Source organism: Pseudoalteromonas sp. 23_GOM-1509m (assembly GCF_000518425.1).
Taxonomy (GTDB): Bacteria; Pseudomonadota; Gammaproteobacteria; order Enterobacterales; family Alteromonadaceae; genus Pseudoalteromonas; species Pseudoalteromonas tetraodonis.
In genome coordinates, this window is the sequence record NZ_JADO01000008.1 from 358,361 (window position 1) to 375,482 (window position 17,122).

At 40.7% G+C, this 17,122-nt stretch carries 11 protein-coding genes; 10 read left to right on the plus strand and 1 reads right to left on the minus strand.

Annotation, left to right across the window (positions count from 1 at the left end; all coding sequences use genetic code 11):
• Positions 1 to 76: 76 nt before the first annotated feature.
• Positions 77 to 2,680, plus strand: coding sequence for a DUF2339 domain-containing protein (locus tag N523_RS0101620; RefSeq protein ID WP_028835709.1), 2,604 nt, complete (start codon positions 77 to 79; stop codon positions 2,678 to 2,680).
• Positions 2,681 to 2,729: 49 nt separating this feature from the next.
• Here N523_RS0101620 and N523_RS0101625 read toward each other — a convergent pair whose 3' ends face one another.
• Positions 2,730 to 6,170 (minus strand): hybrid sensor histidine kinase/response regulator, encoded by a 3,441-nt coding sequence (locus N523_RS0101625; RefSeq protein WP_028835710.1) that lies wholly within the window; start codon positions 6,168 to 6,170, stop codon positions 2,730 to 2,732.
• Between the two features lie 462 nt (positions 6,171 to 6,632).
• Between N523_RS0101625 and N523_RS0101630 the strand changes: the two genes are divergently transcribed.
• The 9 genes from N523_RS0101630 (at position 6,633) to phoB (ending at position 17,095) form a co-directional block, all read left to right on the plus strand.
• On the plus strand, positions 6,633 to 6,896 hold the full coding sequence (locus N523_RS0101630; protein ID WP_008464847.1) for a DUF4212 domain-containing protein: 264 nt from the start codon (positions 6,633 to 6,635) through the stop codon (positions 6,894 to 6,896).
• A 10-nt stretch (positions 6,897 to 6,906) separates the two neighbouring features.
• Entirely contained in the window at positions 6,907 to 8,631 is a 1,725-nt protein-coding gene (locus N523_RS0101635; protein ID WP_016900488.1) for a sodium:solute symporter family protein, read from the plus strand.
• A 110-nt stretch (positions 8,632 to 8,741) separates the two neighbouring features.
• Positions 8,742 to 10,580, plus strand: coding sequence for a DUF294 nucleotidyltransferase-like domain-containing protein (locus tag N523_RS0101640; protein ID WP_013465753.1), 1,839 nt, complete (start codon positions 8,742 to 8,744; stop codon positions 10,578 to 10,580).
• A 5-nt stretch (positions 10,581 to 10,585) separates the two neighbouring features.
• Positions 10,586 to 11,209 (plus strand): 3'-5' exonuclease, encoded by a 624-nt coding sequence (locus N523_RS0101645; RefSeq protein WP_028835711.1) that lies wholly within the window; start codon positions 10,586 to 10,588, stop codon positions 11,207 to 11,209.
• 130 nt (positions 11,210 to 11,339) lie between these two features.
• A complete protein-coding gene (locus N523_RS0101650; protein ID WP_028835712.1) occupies positions 11,340 to 12,086 on the plus strand; it encodes an SIMPL domain-containing protein in 747 nt (248 codons plus the stop codon).
• A 183-nt stretch (positions 12,087 to 12,269) separates the two neighbouring features.
• Positions 12,270 to 13,283 (plus strand): erythrose-4-phosphate dehydrogenase, encoded by a 1,014-nt coding sequence (epd, locus tag N523_RS0101655; protein WP_028835713.1) that lies wholly within the window; start codon positions 12,270 to 12,272, stop codon positions 13,281 to 13,283.
• 50 nt (positions 13,284 to 13,333) lie between these two features.
• Complete coding sequence (locus tag N523_RS0101660) at positions 13,334 to 14,509, plus strand: phosphoglycerate kinase (RefSeq protein ID WP_016900480.1); 1,176 nt, start codon at positions 13,334 to 13,336, stop codon at positions 14,507 to 14,509.
• Between the two features lie 211 nt (positions 14,510 to 14,720).
• Positions 14,721 to 15,785, plus strand: a complete 1,065-nt coding sequence (fba, locus tag N523_RS0101665; protein ID WP_008111197.1) for a class II fructose-bisphosphate aldolase — start codon at positions 14,721 to 14,723, stop codon at positions 15,783 to 15,785.
• A gap of 620 nt (positions 15,786 to 16,405) precedes the next feature.
• A complete protein-coding gene (gene phoB / locus N523_RS0101670; RefSeq protein WP_013465747.1) occupies positions 16,406 to 17,095 on the plus strand; it encodes a phosphate regulon transcriptional regulator PhoB in 690 nt (229 codons plus the stop codon).
• Positions 17,096 to 17,122: the final 27 nt, after the last annotated feature.

Here is a 17,122-nt window from a genome sequence, read left to right on the forward strand (position 1 = left end):
CCATCGTAATTTTATGGTATAAGCTTTGTTTGAAATTTTTTTGGGTACTTGTTTTGTAAAATAAAAAAGGGACTGTATGGATGAGTTAATCGGATTAGCAATCATTATATCTATTGCGATTGTTGCAGGAGGCGTATGTGGTTTAGTTGCCTTAGTGCAATTAAACGGCTTAAAACAAGAGATTGCAGTATTAAAATTCAAGCTATCACAGTATGAGTTAAACCCAAATACAGTCCCTAGCGAATCCCCTGTAAACACACAACCAGATAACGCAAAATCTTTAAACCGCGCAGACATTCCTGATTCTGATTATAAACCTGCGAGCATTAAACATACGCCACTACCTAAAGTAGCAATTAAAAAGCCATCGAGTATTGAACTGCTTTTTAAACAATTACGTGCAGGCTTTGAACAAAACTGGATGACCTGGATTGGTGCTATTGCTTTGGCTTTAGGTGGCGTGTTTTTAGCCAAATACAGTTTAGAGGCGGGGCTACTTTCACCTGCAATGAGGCTCAGTGCCGGTGGATTATTTGGCATTGGCTTAATCGCAGCAGCGTATTATTTACATTATAAACGTATTGTTTTTGAAGGCTTTAATAATTACATTCCTGCAGCCCTTGCCAGTGGCGGCTTTATGACTTGCTTTGCCTTAATGTTTTTGGCCTATAACAGCTTTACCATGCTAAGTGCTGAGTGGGCATTTATTGGCTTAGCAGTGATTGCTCTTTGCGCCAGTGCAATGGCGATTAAGTTAGGTCCTTTACTTGCTGTAATTGGCATTATAGGCGCATACAGTGTTCCTATTTGGGTAAATACGGGCAGTGGTCAGTTATTTTCTTTACTTATTTATGTTGCACTTGTGAGTGTTGCCGCAGCGGTTGTGGCACATAAAGTACAGCGAGTGTGGTTGTGGTATTTACTATGGGTAGGGCATATAGGCTGGTACTTGGTTGGACTCACTCTATTTAACTACGACACAGTGTGGTTAATAGGCGCTTATGCGTTACTAAGTATTTTAGGCTTAATCGCTATTGCACGTTTAGGTTTGGGCTTTAATACCCTTGAAGTGCGCCCGCACAGCTTCAAACGATTAGTTAACTTATTTCCAGATCACGGATTATTACTGGCCTTTATGGCGCCTTTAATGATTGCCATGCTATTGAGTTTGTTTAATTTACAATGGCAAATCGTGGCGTTGTTAAGCATCGCTTTGTTACTCTTTTTAGTGTTAAAAAATAGCCGTTGGGATGCATGGCAAGGGGTTTCTTTAGTGATTGCGCTGTTACTAGTGATCAGTGCTAAACAAACTTATGCCTTTGATGATGCGTTATTTATTTTTAAAAACGAATATGGGCTAGGCTTATTACTTGCTCTGGGGTTAAGTGGCTATGGACTCTATTTTGGTAATAAATACTCAAAACGATTAGCTTTTCATTTGCTTGCTTCATTAAGTGTGTTTGCATTAGTTGGCACTTTGTATGCGATGATCCCAAATACGGCTTTAGCAACCGCTTATCCACTTTGGGCGGTATTGTTATGTTTAATGAGTGCGGTGTTAATTAAATTTACGCAAAATAATACAACCTTATGGCAGCGTTTTAGTTATTGGGTGGGAGCAAACGCCAATATCACTTTAGCAATTACTATGCTACTGAGCGATAGCGGCCTTACCATTGCACTGGCTGTTCAAGTATTACTGCTGAGCTTATTAATAAAAAAATACAGTGTGGCTATGCCACACTGGCCAATAAAAGCCCTTGTGGCGGCATTACTTTTACGCCTTACCTTATCGCCGTGGACGCCTAGTTATGATTCTCTAACTATCTTTGGTTTGCATTGGAGCTTAGTTGTTTACCCGCTGTGTATTGGGTTATTTTTTGCAGCGGCTAAATGTTTTAATACTTCAAAACTAAAAATATGGTTAGAGGGGGCAGCACTGCATTGTTTAGCGTTATTTGTGACAACCGAAACCAGTTATCAACTGGTAGGGCACTACCCTCAGTTGTTTTCTTTAAGTTTTTATGAGCAAGTTTTGCTCAGCTGTAACTTGCTTGCTTTAGGCTGCGTTTATTTATATCGCGCGCAAAGTGCAGGGCAGCTGGGTAAGTTATACCGCACTGCAGGTTTGATTTTATCAGCGTTAGCTGGCTTATTATTAATCAATACAACGTTGGATGATAATCCGTTATTAATGCGTCTTTATGTTGGTGAAACGCCAATATTTAACTGGGTGCTTTTAATCTGGTTTATTCCGAGCCTGCTGGCGTTATGGTTAGCGAGTTTAGTTAAATCGTTAAATGCTAAATTGAGTCAAATTACACTCGGTGTGTCTGGTTTATTAGCGGTATTAGCTATCAACACCTTGATCCGCCAATATTGGCAAGGCGGCTTTATTTACCTTGATAAGGCAACCAGTGACGCCGAGCTATATAGCTATTCGGTTATTTGGTTATTACTTGGCGCAATGGTGGTGATCGCCGGACATTTAAAACAGCTGCGGTTATTACAAAATGTCGGTTTGGGGATTCTTGGTGCGGTAATCGTTAAAGTATTTTTAATTGATATGGCTAATTTAACTGGGCTTTTAAAGGCATTATCGTTTATTGGCTTAGGGCTTTCGTTAGTCGGGCTTAGTTGGTTGTTCCAAAAACTAAGAAAGCGTAATTATAGCAATTAAGCATAGCTTTAAGCCCAGTATTTTACTGGGCTTAAGCGTTTATTGGTGGTTAAGTACTATGATTAAGCAGGGCCTTAAGTTTACCTGGTTTTACTGGTTTACTTAGGTAATGAATATTTTCAGCTTTGGTTGTTTGTTTTAGCTCGGTGTCACGCACCGCGGTAATTAAAATTGCCGGAATGTCGCTTTGCCAAGTCTCTCGCAGTGTTTTAATTAAAGTAATGCCATCCCAATCATTACCTAATTGATAATCCATTAAAATAACATCGGGCGCTGCATGCGCTTTAGCATACGCTAACACAGCATCAACTTTGTCGAATAAGGTGTAATTTGCCCGCCATTTTTTCAATAAGCTGGCCATCGCGGCTAAGTTTTCAGGATCGTCGTCAACGGCAACAATATTAATCGCAGCGCGGTTGTCTACGATATTTTGATTTGTTTGTTTTTGTTGCACTAATTGCGCATCACCATAAGGCACTTCTATACTAAATCGACTGCCTTTATTAGGTAAAGAAACCACATCAATCGGCAGGCTCAGTAAATCAGCCATACGTTTAACTACCCCTAGACCAAGGCCTACGCCTTTATTGTCGCCCGCTTCAATTCGGTAAAAGTCGTTAAATATTTTTGCCTGTTCAATATCGCTAATGCCTGGGCCTGTATCCCATACCTCTATGCGTAAACTGTGTTTACGATTTCTGCAGGCAATTAGCACTCGGCCATTTTCGGTGTATTTAATCGCATTAGACAGCAAGTTTTGTAGTATTCGGCGCAAGTAGGTAATGTCACTATGCACTATTTGCTTATTTGAGCGCACTGTAAATGACAGTCCTTTATCGCTTGATAAAATGGCATATTCACTTTTGAGAGGGTCTAAAATATCGTCAATACAAAAGTGACGTGGGCTTGGGGTCATTGCGCCTTGTTCTAATTTTGCAATTTCGAGTAAGGCCGACATTAAATGCACAGTTGAATCTAAACTGTCGCCAAGCTTATTAAAATTATTTTTATTCGTGGTGTCTAGTTGTGTTTCGTCAATCGCGGCAAGGTATAAACGTGCAGCATTTAATGGCTGTAAAATATCGTGACTGGCCAATGCTAAAAAGCGAGTTTTACTATCATTAGCTTGTTCTGCCTCACGCTTGGCTAAAGTAAGTGCTTGCTCGGTTTGTACGCGGCTATCTATTTGTGCTTGTAGATTACTATTAATCGTTTGTACTTCTTGGGTGCGCGCTTCAATACGGTTTTCTAAGTCCATATTAATTTCTTCTAGCGCATTTTGAGTACTAATGTGAGTAGTAATATCAGAAAAACTGGTTACAAATCCGCCATCAGGAAGTGGGTTACCGATCATTTCATACACTTGGCCGTTTCGACGATGGCGAATAAAGTGATGTGAACTACCATTTTTTAAATGCTGAACTCGCTTATCAACATGACGATCAATTTCACCTGGGCCACATTCACCGCGCTCTGCGTTATACCGGATTATTTCCTCAATAGGTTGGCCAACTTGTAAAAAGCCCTCGGGGTAGTTAAACATTTCACTGTAGCGCTTATTCCAAGCCACGAGGTTTAGGTCTTTATCAACAACGGATAGGCCATGGCTTAAGTTCTCTAACGAGGTAAACAATAAGTTTTGATTAAACTGCAGTGCTTGTGTGGTTTCATCAAAAAAGTTTACCACCTCTTCAAACGCCATGCGTTTGCCCGATGATACGGTATGAATAAGTGCTTGCGCCGACGAGGCACCTAATACCCCAGTAAGCGCACGTTCGCAGTAAGCAATAAAGTCAGCGCGAGGGTGCGCATTGTTGTCGTTTAAGTCGTGATGAAGCGCATAGTGTGATAATACTTGCTGGCTACGTTGAATGCCTAAAAAGGTCTGTAGCAGTATTTTGAAGTCGTATACCGTGGCTTTTACATTTTTATTTAATCGACGCGATAAAATAGCCTGATCTTTAGGATTAACAAAAGCAGCCGCTTGAATTTTGTCGATTAAGCGCTCTTCAGCCCCTAGCGAAAAACTAATATAGCAGCCAATATTGGCGAACAACGCGATAAGTGTGCCGCGTGTAATTAGGGTTTGTTGTAACTCACTGTCTAGTGGGTTGGGGGCATCTAAAATAGGCAGCATTAAAAACAATACCCAACAAATTACCCCAGCGAGTAGTCCAGCATAGACACCATAGGCATGGCCTTTTCGCCAATATAAGCCACCCACAATGGCAGGCAATAGTTGCGATACCAATGAAAAAGCAACCAATCCCATACTAGCCAGTGCACTGCCATTACCAAACCATTGCTGATAGAAGTAAGCTAAAATAAGCACCCCAGCAATGGTAAATCGACGCACCAGTAAAATACGAGACTTATAGCTGCTGGTAATTAAGTTACGTTTAAATTTACGACGTAACATTAACGGCAGTACCACATCATTTGAGATCATGGTACTTAACGTTAATGTGGCTACAACAATCATGGCTGTAGCTGCTGAAAGCCCCCCAATAAACACAAACGTAGTCAAAAAAGCATTATTGTGCAGCATAGGTAAGGCAAGTACAAAGCTGTCTGGTGATAAGCTGCGGCCTATTTCTGGGTGAATCGCAGCGGTGGCAATAGGTAAAATCATTGCTGCTGTTAGCAATAAATACAGTGGGAAGGCCCAACGCGCAGTGAATAAATGGCGCTTATCTTGGTTATCGACCACGGTTACATGAAATTGGCGTGGCAAACAAATAATAGCCGCTGCTGCCATAAGTGACTGGCCGATAAAATTAAAACTAAAAAAGTCAAAGTGTGTCCAGTGCATCCAAATAGACTCGGCAACTTGACTGCTACTTTGGGTAGGTAAATTAAATAAGCTGTATATCGCAAGCCCTGCAACGGCGGCTAAGGCAAACAGTTTAACTAGAGATTCAAACGCCACAGCGAGCATTAAACCTGAACGGTATTCGGTTACATCAACTTTGCGCGTACCAAAAAATATAGCAAATAGCGCCATCATTAACGTGGCCGATAGCGCTAAAATATCCCCTGATATCTGATTGCTGTTTTGTAGGAGTAAAAAGCTAGAGCTGAGTGCTTTTAATTGCAATGCAATGTACGGAATGGTGGCCAATAAGGCGATTATTGTCACCATAATGGCGGTGGTTTGACGCTTACCATAGCGGGCTGAAATAAAGTCGGCAATAGTGGTGATATTTTGTTTCTTACTCACCAGTACCAGTTTACGTAAAAAGCCTTGACCGAAAAAAAACAATAAAGCGGGGCCTAACAATATAGGTAAAAAACTCCAGCTGCTGGTCGCTGCTGTGCCTACTGAGCCGTAGTAAGTCCATGAAGTGCAATAGATACCTAGTGCAAATGAATACACAAACGGGTGATGACTAATACGCTTGGCAAGTGGCGTGGTTTTATCCCCCCAATTAGCCAGCCAAAACAGCACGCCTATGTAGCCAAAGGCAACAATGAGTAGTACAGCCGTCATGTTTATTTAACCTTGTAGAATATTTTTATAATTTGCCATAACTATACCCAAACTATTTCAAGATGCGAGCGTCAGTTGGCGTTTGAGGTAGTTTGGGTTTTTACGATATTTGGTTGCGGGTTAAATAGGGGGGTATACATTTTATTTATATTATCTATAAATAAAATAAAATGTTGATTTTTAATGATTTATTTTAAATTGGTTATTTAGTTAGACTAATGTCTTATTCCCACGCTTTACTCAAAAATTGGCGTAAACACCTCGCAAATAAATTAATTAACTTACTGAAATTAAAGTAGTTCACTTGTTGTTTACTAATTAAGCGCCTACAGTTTACGAAAACGTTAACATGTTGTTACGACTATTGTCGCAATTCAATATTTGAGTAGCGTTGCTAAATTGATTAACGAATATAAAAAACCACCCATCGTAATCTTGCGATGTTTAAAGGGGAAAATAAAAATGGCTTTTAAAAATGAAGAACAAGCAAAAGCTTATTGGGCAGAAAACATTTCATTACTGTTTAAGTTATTAGCGGTATGGTTTGTGGTCTCTTTTGGCTTTGGCATATTACTTGTAGATGTACTAAATGAAGTACGTTTTTTTGGGTTTAAACTTGGCTTCTGGTTCGCCCAGCAAGGCGCGATTTATACCTTTGTAGCTTTGATTTTTGTGTACGTTTTCAAAATGAATACGTTAGATAAAAAATATGGCGTAGACGAATAGGAGCTAAGCAATGGATGTTCAAATACTCACTTTTATAATCGTCGGTTTAAGCTTTGCGCTTTATATCGGCATTGCAATCTGGGCTCGTGCAGGGTCAACAAATGAATTCTATGTTGCCGGTGGTGGTGTACCTCCACTAGCCAATGGTATGGCAACTGCTGCGGATTGGATGAGTGCTGCGTCATTTATTTCAATGGCAGGTATTATTTCGTTTGCTGGCTATGACGGTAGTGTTTACTTAATGGGGTGGACGGGTGGTTATGTACTACTGGCCATGTGTTTAGCGCCTTACTTACGTAAATTCGGCAAGTTTACTGTGCCAGACTTTATCGGGGATCGTTACTACTCACGTACTGCGCGTTTAGTGGCTATTTTATGTGCCATCTTTATTTGTTTTACTTACATTGCGGGTCAAATGCGTGGTGTGGGTGTGGTGTTCTCTCGTTTCTTAGAAGTTGAAATTGAAACCGGCGTTTACATCGGCATGATTATTGTTTTCTTTTATGCTGTACTTGGTGGCATGAAAGGCATTACTTACACGCAAGTTGCGCAGTACTGTGTACTGGTATTTGCTTATTTAGTACCGGCTATTTTCATCTCTATGATGGCAACCGGTCACTTTTTCCCACAAACGGGGTTTGGTGCCACGCTAAGTGATGGTTCAGGCATGTATGTATTGGATAAATTAGATGGTTTAAGTACTGAGTTGGGCTTTGGTCAATACACTGAAGGCTCGAAGAGCATGATTGATGTATTTGCAATCACAGGTGCTCTTATGGTGGGTACTGCTGGTTTACCACATGTAATTGTTCGCTTTTTCACTGTACCTCGCGTAAAGGACACACGTATTTCAGCGGCGTGGACACTGGTGTTCATTGCTATTGTTTACACAACAGCACCTGCAGTAGCTTCGTTTGCCCGTGTAAACATGATTGACACCATTAATGGTAAAGACGGTAGCGGCACAGCGTATGCAGATGCGCCTGCATGGATCAAAAACTGGGAACGTACGGGCCTAATTACCTTTAATGACAAAAATGGTGACGGCAAAATGTTTTACACATCAGGTAAAATCACTGACCCTAATAGCGCGAACGAAGTAAACGTTGACCGCGATATTATGGTACTAGCGAACCCTGAAATTGCCGACTTACCAGCATGGGTTATTGCACTCGTTGCTGCTGGTGGTATTGCCGCGGCACTATCGACTACAGCGGGCTTACTATTGGTTATTTCAACCTCAGTATCGCACGATTTGCTAAAACGGACACTCAAACCGGATATAACCGACAAGCAAGAATTACTTGCAGCGAGGTTAGCAGCGATGATTGCTATTGTAATATCCGCCTACTTTGGGATTAACCCGCCAGGATTTGTGGCCTCGGTTGTAGCCTTTGCCTTCGGCTTAGCAGCAGCGAGCTTCTTCCCTGCAATTATTATGGGTATTTTCTCTAAATCAATGAACAAATTTGGTGCGATTGCAGGCATGGTAACGGGTATTACCTTTACTGCGGCTTACATCATCTACTTTAAGTTTGTGAGCCCTGAGCTTAATAGCCCAGAAAATTGGTTCCTAGGTATTTCACCTGAAGGGATTGGTCTAATCGGTATGATGATCAACTTTGCAGTAGCAGCAGTTGTAATGAAAATGACTAAACCAACACCAATTGAAATCCAAGAAATGGTGGAAGGCATTCGTAATCCTAAAGGGTCTAGTGAAGCACATGCTCACTAATCCATATAGCTAATGATATAACGCATCAAAGCCCGACTTAAGTCGGGCTTTTTATTTGTTTAAAAAATGACTACATTTCAGGTTAAGTCGCTTTTTATTGAGGATGATTTATGAGTAGTGAGCAACAGGAAGTCGCGCAGTTTATTAACAAGCAAGCACCATTTTCAATGTTACAAGACAGTGCCTGCAGTTATTTTGTAAACCATCTCGATAGTATTTATTTGACCCGAGAAAACCAAACGCAATGGCTTAACAGTGAACAGCCTAAGTTATTTTTAATCCGCTCCGGGTTATACGATTTAGTCGATGCCAAAGGCGATACGGTGACGCGTTTAACTCAAGGTGATTACTTTGGTTACCCCTCTTTACTAACGGGAGATGCAATTCAAAACAGTTTAGAAGTACAAAAAGAGGGCATAGTGTATATGCTCGACCAAACGCATTTTGATTATTTACGCCGAGAATATAAAGCCTTTGAGCAATACTTTGTCCGTGCACATGCAAATCGATTACTTTCATCGCATTATAAGAGCAACAACGACAGCTGGTCTGAGCGTAAAATATCAGAGATCATGACTCGCAAAGCGATAACGCTGCCCCCCGATGCCAGCATCCGTCATAGTGCTAAAAAAATGCAAGAGCATGGGGTTTCTTCAATAATGATCACCGAAAACTCGCACCTTGTTGGGGTGGTTACTGACCGCGATTTACGTAATCGAGTGCTTGCTGATGAGGTGGACCCCGCGCAAGCTATCAATAGTATTATGACCAATAAGCCTAAGTTTATATTTGAAAATAATCGTGTGTTTTCAGCGCTACACTTAATGCTTAAGCATAATATTCATCATTTACCTGTGCTTGATGAAAATCATAAACCGCTAGGTATGATCACTAGTACAGACTTACTACGTCAACAAAAAAGCGACCCTGTCCAGCTCATTGGTCGTATTTATAAAGCGCATAATGTCGCTGATTTAAAGCGTTACGCTAAAGAAATTCCTGAGTTATTAAAGGGGTTTTCTAATAATATTGATGATATTTCACTGATTGGAAAACTACTCAGCGGTTTAACCGATGCGCTAACCTCGCGGCTAATATTTTTATTTCAACAACAACATGGTGTTGCACCTACGAGCTTTAGCTTTATTTGTTTTGGCTCTCAAGCGCGCGAAGAGCAAACACTGCATTCTGATCAAGATAACGGCTTGTTATTACCCGATGGTCTAAACGATGAGCAGCACGCGTACTTTAAACAAATGGGTGAATTTGTTTGTGAAAACTTAGTTGAATGCGGTATTCGTCGTTGCCCTGGTAACATTATGGCCAGCAGTGATGCGTGTCGAATGAGTGTAAGTGATTGGCGGGCGAAGTTTTTAAAGTGGATCACCAGCCCCACACCCCAGGCAATGCTCAACTGTAAAATATTTTTTGATCTGCGTTTTATTGAAGGATCAACCACGCTTTATAGCCAGTTTTGTGAAGAGTTAACCCATATTTCTCGCAACGATCTTTTTTATGCGGCAATGGCCAGCGATGTGAATACCAACAGCGCGCCGATTGGTTTATTCAATAACTTTAAAACCGAGAAAACCGAGCAGCACCACAAATACATCGATCTTAAAAAGCGCGGGGTTGTGATCATTAACGATCTGGCAAGGCTGTATGCATTAAAAGTAGGCATCCGCCGTGCTAACACCCAAGAGCGATTAGACGCCTTATTAAAGTATTCATTGTTAAGCAAAGAAGATATTTATAATTTAAAAGATTGTTGGCGATTTTTAACCCAACTTAGGTTGCGCACACAAATAAACGAAGAGGGGTTACCCAGCAATTGTATAAACCCAGATAAGCTCAATTCGTTAGAGCGTCATCAGCTTAAAGAAGCGTTTTACCTAGTAAAACAGGCGCAGCAAGGCGCGGCGTTTAAATTTGCGCGTGGGAGTTTGTAACAACAATGGTTAAGCAGCTTATTACTCGTTATTTAAAGCGTCGCCATTTGCTTGCGCAAAGTGCTTTAAAGCAACGTTACTTAGTAATTGATTTGGAATTAACAGGGCTTGATCCTAAACAACATGAAATTGTTTCGGTTGCTTGGGTACTTATTGATAACGAATGTATCAAAAACAGTCAGTCGCAGCATATCGTTAATAAAGAGGTGAAAAGTCTAGAGCAGAGCCCCGTTTTTCATGGCATTAGTACTGAATCGGTGGCACAAGGGCAAAGTCTACAAAGCATTATAACGTCTTTAAGCGCTCACTTTAGTGACTGTATTTTAGTATTTCATAATGCCATGCTCGATTGGGGTTTTTTAAAGTTAGCACTAAAAAATGCAGGGATCACCCAGCGCCCCAAGTTGATTATCGATACCTTACAAATAGAAAAAAAGCGTCTGCTAAAACATAGCTCAGATATAAAATTAGACGATTTAACTCTTAATGAATGTCGTAAACGCTACGACTTACCAAGCTATCATTGTCATCACGCCCTTACCGATGCACAAGCTACTGCTGAGTTGTTATTAGCCCAATGCCATCAAATAAGCGCCGGTAAGGAGCTCAAAGTAGGCGAGTTGACGTAGGTTGGGCAGAGCGAAGCGAAACCCAACCTATAAAGAATGCATAAATACTTGGTTAATGAGGCAGTTTACTTTTGTTTTTATTTGTATAATTATGGGAACGTATGATTTATTATGAATTCAAGGAACGAATATGAAACTTATCATCGCTATTTTTATTACCTTATTCCCTCTTATTACTTTTGCTAATTCAAGCGTGCCAGCTAATCGTCATATTGCAGTGCAGGGGTCAGCTGAGGTATTTGTTGAGCCAGATATGGCTCAAATTATATTTGAAGTAAAAAGCACTGAAGATACATTACTTGAGGCTAAACGTGAGCTTGATGGCCGGATTAGCTTGCTACTTGAACAATCAGACAAATACGGTTTTGGCCAAGACGATGTTTATATATCTGGTTTAAAAAGCAAGGTATACACTATGATTGGTACAGAATCTGGGACTGTTTCAGGCGATAAGTATTTAGCCCTGAAAACAGTTAAAGTCACATTAAAAGATATTAAAAAAGTCGATGAATTTATTAATTTTGCTCAAAGCTTAAAAATAGACAATATCGAAAAAATTAATGGTTTATCCTCTAAAGTTAATCAGTTAGAGGCAGAAGCAACACAATTAGCAATCGATAATGCAAAAGCGAAGGGAAATAAGCTCGCTCAAGCTTTTGGCGCTGAACTTGGCAACGTTTACAGTATCAGTGCAAATTCCGGCAGCTCAGATTACGATTATGACGAGGGCGGTGTTAAGCACATTATTTTATCTAGCCACAGAAATAGTATGGTTGCTAGTAATAACGAGAATCCATTTATGCAGCAGCAATATTTAGGCGCAACAATAAGCGTTAAAGCATCAATAAAGGTGGTGTTTGATTTAAAACTAAAATAGCAAACAGTGCAAATACCCACTAGCAGGACTAAAAGTAAAAGTGCAGTGTGTGTTGATTATGACGTTAATTTAAAGTTTCTAATGCTTGGCTCTTATAATCACAAGCAAGGTCGATTACAATACCGCCATCTAAAAGGCGACGCTGCCTTTCTCTGTACGTAACTAGAGTGGATTTTATATTTCATGGCAATCAAACTTGCAATTAATGGTTTTGGTCGTATTGGTCGAAATATTGTCCGTGCACTATACGAATCAGGCTTAAGCGACGAGATCAAAATTGTTGCAATTAACGAACTAGCCGACCCTGAAGCTATTGCCCATTTATTAAAATACGACACCTCTCATGGTCGTTTTGCTTTTCCAGTTAAACTAAGTGAAGACACCATTAGCGTAGCTGATGACACCATTGCGTTATTTTGTGAACAAAATCCAGTTGAATTACCGTGGCAAACGTTAGATGTTGATGTGGTGCTTGAATGTACGGGTGTTTATCACTCGCGTGAACACGCGCAATTACATTTGACTGCGGGCGCAAAAAAGGTGCTGTTTTCACATCCTGCGGATAATGATGTTGATGCCACTATTGTTTACGGTATTAATGACGATGAGCTTAAAAGCGAGCATACTATTGTCTCTAATGGCTCGTGTACAACTAACTGCGTCGTTCCTGTTATTAAAGTACTCGATGATGCCTTTGGCATTGAATCAGGTGCTATTACGACCATTCATGCGTCAATGAACGATCAGCAAGTAATTGATGCGTATCATCATGATTTACGCCGTACGCGTGCCGCCAGCCAGTCTATTATTCCTGTAGATACAAAATTAGCACGTGGTATAGACCGTATTTTACCTAAATTTAAAGGTCGCTTTGAGGCCATTGCGGTCCGTGTACCGACCATTAATGTGACGGCGATGGATTTAAGTGTCACGGTTAATGCAGATGTAGATTTAAGTGCGGTTAATAATGCCCTTAAAGCACAAGCTAAAGACCGCCTTGAAGGTATTTTAAGTTACACCGAAGAGCCGTTGGTATCGGTTGATTTTAACCATGACCCACATTCTTGTATCATAGATGGCACACAGACACGTGTTAGTCATAAACGACTGATAAAGTTATTAGTTTGGTGTGATAACGAGTGGGGGTTTGCGAATCGCATGCTCGATACCGCGCGTGCTATGATGGCATTTAAGTAATATTTAAAACGTATTTTTCAGGTTCAGTATCGTTAACTAAGGAGATGTTCATGTCGGTCATTAAAATGGCAGATTTAGATTTAAACGGCAAACGCGTATTAATTCGTGAAGATTTAAATGTACCCGTTAAAGCAGGAAAAGTGACGTCAGATGCACGTATTCGTGCTGCGTTACCTACTATCAAACTAGCGTTAGAGAAAGGCGCGAAAGTGATGGTTATGTCACACCTTGGCCGTCCTACGGAAGGGCAATACGAAGAAGAGTTTTCATTGGCTCCGGTTGTCGATTACTTAAATGATGCACTTGAGCAAACAGTTCGCCTAGAAAAAGATTACCTAAACGGCGTTGATGTTGCAGATAACGAAGTCGTTGTTTTTGAAAACGTGCGTTTTAATAAAGGCGAGAAAAAAGACGACGAAACCTTATCAAAGCAATTAGCTGCATTATGTGACGTGTACGTAATGGATGCCTTTGGTACTGCGCATCGCGCACAAGCATCAACGCATGGTGTAGGTTTATTTGCTGATGTAGCGTGTGCCGGTCCATTATTATCGGCTGAACTTGAAGCGCTAGGCAAAGCACTTGATAACCCAGCACGCCCGCTCGTGGCGATTGTGGGTGGCTCTAAAGTGTCAACTAAGTTAACTGTACTTGATTCGTTATCTAAAATTGTTGACCAGCTTGTTACGGGTGGCGGTATTGCTAATACCTTTATTGCAGCTGCAGGTTACCCTGTAGGTAAGTCACTTTTTGAGGCTGACTTAATGGACGAAGCTAATCGCTTATGTGCAGCAGCAAAAGCTAACAATGGTGAAATTCCAGTACCGACTGATGTCGTCGTGGGTAATGAATTCTCAGAATCAGCTGTAGCAACACTTAAAGATGTAAGCGAAGTTACCAGCGACGATATGATTTTTGATATTGGCCCTGATACAGCAAACAAACTTGCAAAAATTATTGCTAATGCGGGCACCGTTGTATGGAATGGCCCAGTCGGTGTTTTTGAATTTGATCAGTTCGGTAATGGTACACGTGCTATTGCCCAAGCAATTGCTGATTCAAAAGCGTTTTCAATTGCAGGCGGTGGTGACACTTTAGCAGCAATTGACAAGTACGGCATTAGTGACAAAGTTTCGTATATTTCTACCGGTGGTGGTGCTTTCTTAGAGTTTTTAGAAGGTAAAAAACTGCCAGCAGTAGTGATGTTAGAATCACGTGCTAAGTAATACGTAAAGTATTAGCTAGCCGTTAGGCAGATGTGGAGTGTCCGCATCTGCTACACTTAACTGATAAATACCTCTCACTTTTATTTATTAGTTATTTAATTCGAATTTTAGGCATTGAGCTTTAAGGTTCGAGGTGCAGTTATTGCACCAAACTAACAAATCCGTTCAAACTAGATAGTTAAATGACTATCGATAAATTGGAGAATACCCAATGGCTTTAATCAGTATGCGACAACTTCTGGATCATGCCGCTGAGCATGGTTACGGTGTACCCGCGTTTAATGTAAATAACCAAGAGCAAATGCGCGCAATTATGGAAGCGGCTGATAAAACAAACAGCCCTGTTATTGTGCAAGGTTCTGCGGGCGCACGTGCGTATGCCGGTGCACCTTTTATTCGTCATATGATTTTAGCGGCAGTTGAAGAATGGCCACATATCCCCGTGGTTATGCATCAGGATCACGGTACATCACCAGGTGTATGTCAACGTTCAATTCAGTTAGGTTTTTCATCAGTAATGATGGATGGCTCGTTAATGAGCGATGGTAAAACTCCGTCAAGCTACGATTACAACGTTGATGTAACACGTAAAACAGTTGAAATGGCACACGCATGTGGTGTTTCAGTTGAGGGTGAGCTAGGTGTATTAGGTTCACTTGAAACCGGTGAAGCGGGTGAAGAAGACGGCGTTGGCGCTGAGGGTAAACTTACCACTGAGCAAATGCTAACGAATCCAGAAGAAGCGGCAGATTTTGTAAATAAAACCCATGTTGATGCGCTGGCTATTGCCTGTGGTACATCACACGGTGCCTACAAATTTACGCGTCCACCAACCGACGATATTTTAGCGATTGATCGTATTAAAGAAATTCATGCGCGTATTCCAAACACGCACTTAGTAATGCATGGCTCGTCTTCTGTACCACAAGAGTGGTTAGAAGTGATTAACCAATACGGTGGCGAAATTCCTGAAACATACGGTGTGCCAGTTGAGCAAATTGTTGAAGGTATTAAATACGGTGTGCGTAAGGTAAACATTGATACTGACTTACGTTTAGCGTCTACCGGTGCGATTCGTCGTCACTTAGCAATGAACCCGTCTAACTTCGACCCACGTAAGTTCTTAGCCGCTGCAACGCAAGCAATGACTGACATTTGTATTGCCCGTTACGAAGCGTTTGGTACTGCGGGTCAAGCAAGTAAAATTAAGCCAATTTCATTGGATGAAATGCACCTTAAATACTTAAGCGGTGAGTTAAATCCAAAAATAAAATAATGAGCCAATAACGGCGATACTCTCGCACTCATTATAAAAAGCCAGTTGCTTACGCACTGGCTTTTTTGATCTGTAAGAGATCAGTATTTTACTTACCAGATAAATCTGGGATCACTCGATTACTAACTAACCTTATCTGGGATCATTACTTTACTAAGTGAAGGGCTTAAAGTGACGCATTTTGTACTTTTAAGTGTCGAATATCATAATGAATGGATAAAAATCACACAGTAAATCATTGGTTTAGCTTTGTTAGTGGGTAAAATAGTGATCCGAAAAGGGATCTGCTTGATAAAACTCTGATCCTTGTATTTAAGATCATAATAAACCTGATCTAAATAGGTGCCGACTTTTATTATTAAGCCTAAAAATAGCGGCTAGTTAGTAATTTGATGATCCCAAGTTAATATCATAAATAATGCTTTTAATAACGACTCACTTTACTGCAAACCACTTTTTTATTTACTGCTTAAGATGATAAAAATATGACATATTCAATTTTTTGTTACTATTTTGTGTTTTTTTTAGTCTCATTTTAATTTAGACGTTACACTTTAATAAAAATGTCATACTTAGTCATAATAATGAAACCTACTCAATAGCCTAAGAGATAAATTGGAATGTCACGTAAAGTATTAGTCGTTGATGACGAAGCACCTATCAGGGAAATGTTGGTTTTTGTTTTAGAACAAAATGGCTTTCAAGCCATTGAGGCAGAAGATTATGATTCTGCAATAGCCGCAATGGTTGAACCTTATCCAGATATGGTGTTACTCGATTGGATGCTACCTGGTGGTAGTGGAATTCAAATTGCTAAAAAATTCAAACAAAATGAACACACACGCCAAATCCCTATCATTATGCTGACTGCTCGCGGCGAAGAAGAAGACAAAATACGCGGTTTAGAAGTGGGCGCTGATGATTACGTTACTAAGCCGTTTTCACCTAAAGAGTTAATGGCGCGTATTAAAGCGGTTATTCGCCGAGTAGCACCTACCTCTTTAGAAGAAGCAATTGAAGTGCATGGCCTGCGCTTGGACCCTATTTCGCATCGTGTTACCTCAGGGGGCAGTGAGCTTGATATGGGGCCAACCGAATTTAGACTGTTACACTTTTTTATGACCCATCCAGAGCGTGTTTACAGCCGTGAGCAACTGCTTGATCATGTATGGGGCACGAATGTGTATGTTGAAGACAGAACCGTAGATGTTCATATTCGTCGCTTGCGTAAAGCGATTGCTACGCTTGGACACGACCGCTTAGTACAAACGGTACGCGGAGCTGGTTATCGCTTTTCGAGTAAATTATAGTGTGCTTACAATTAAGCTTACTTAGTT